Origin of the sequence: Streptomyces sp. NPDC059909 (assembly GCF_042730885.1) — a bacterium.
In the GTDB taxonomy this organism is placed as follows: Bacteria; Actinomycetota; Actinomycetes; order Streptomycetales; family Streptomycetaceae; genus Streptomyces.
This window is the reverse complement of record NZ_JBHWKX010000243.1, coordinates 1-1,247: the sequence shown is the minus strand read 5'-3', so window position 1 is coordinate 1,247 and position 1,247 is coordinate 1. Positions and strand designations below refer to the sequence as shown.

Genomic DNA, 1,247 nt, shown 5'->3' with positions numbered 1-1,247 from the left:
GGGGCGGCCCCCGGTCCTCGTTGTGGACAACGACTCCATCGACGGCGCCGCCGAGGCGGTGTCCGCCGCGTTCCCCGGGATGACCCTGCTGCGGGCCGGGAGCAACCTGGGCGCCGTCGGGCGCAACCTCGCGGTCGCCCGCGTCCGTACGCCGTACGTGGCCTTCTGCGACGACGACAGCTGGTGGGAGCCGGGCTCGCTGCGTGCGGCCGCCGACCTGCTGGACGCCCGCCCCCGGCTGGCCGGGGTCACCGCGCGCATCCTCGTGGAGCCCTCCGGCGAGGAGGACCCGGTCGTCGCGGAGCTGCGCGACTCGCCCCTGACGGGACCACCGTGGCTGCCCGGCCCGGCGCTCGGCTCCTTCCTGGCCGCCGCCACCGTCCTGCGCGCCGACGCCTTCCGGCAGGCGGGCGGCTTCCACCCGGCGCTGTGGCTCGGCGGCGAGGAGGAACTGCTCGCCACCGACCTCCAGCGGGCGGGCTGGTGGCTGAGTTACGCGCCCGCGCTGACGATCCACCACGCCCCCTCCCGGCTCCGGGACTCCCGGGCCCGGCGGATCGTCGGCCTGCGCAACACCCTGTGGTTCACCTGGCTGCGCCGCCCGCTGTGGTCCGCGGTCCGCCGCACCGCCCATCTGGCGCGCACGGTGCCCCGGGACGCCGCCTCGGTGACCGCCTTCGGCCGGGCACTGGCCGGACTGCCCTGGGTACTGCGGCTGCGCGACCCGGTCTCCGCGCCGCTGGAGGCACGTATGCGGGCCTTGGAGGAGGCGCAGCGCGCGGGTGGGTCACGACGGTACGTCGGCTGACCCGCGCTCCGGGCCGGCGGCGGCCTGATCGCTCTCCACGTGGCTGCGGACCCGGGCGCACGCCTGGGCGATCAGGCGGGAGACGTGCATCTGGGAGAGCCCCAGCTCCGCCCCGATCGAGCCTTGCGTCATGGAGCGGAAGAACCGCAGGTACAGGATGCGCTTCTCCCGCTCGGGCAGCGCGGCCAGCGCGCGCCGCACCGACTCGCGGTCCTCCACCAGGGCGTACCCCGGTTCCGCGGCCCCCTGCACGTCCCCCACCGCGAACGGCACGTGCGGGTTGAGCAGGGCCTCCAGGGAGACCGGCCGGTAGCTGTGCACGGCCTCCAGCCCCCGGCGTACGTCCTCGCCGGACAGTGCGGTGTGCGCGGCCAGCTCCTCGACGGTGGGACGGCGGGGCGCGGTGCGGGGCCCGAGTGCGTTGAGGGCGGCCCGGACG

At 76.6% G+C, this 1,247-nt stretch carries 2 protein-coding genes; one reads left to right on the top strand and one right to left on the bottom strand.

The genetic code is table 11. The annotated features are described in order from the left end of the window. Positions 1-808: glycosyltransferase family 2 protein (locus ACFV9O_RS40545; RefSeq protein ID WP_385428133.1), on the top strand; the 808-nt coding region annotated here is incomplete at its 5' end. Here the strand turns inward: ACFV9O_RS40545 and ACFV9O_RS40540 are convergent. Continuing rightward, a partial coding sequence (locus tag ACFV9O_RS40540; protein ID WP_385428130.1) for a sigma-70 family RNA polymerase sigma factor occupies positions 788-1,247 on the bottom strand: 460 nt, incomplete at its 5' end. The two genes, ACFV9O_RS40545 and ACFV9O_RS40540, sit on opposite strands and share 21 nt — an antisense overlap.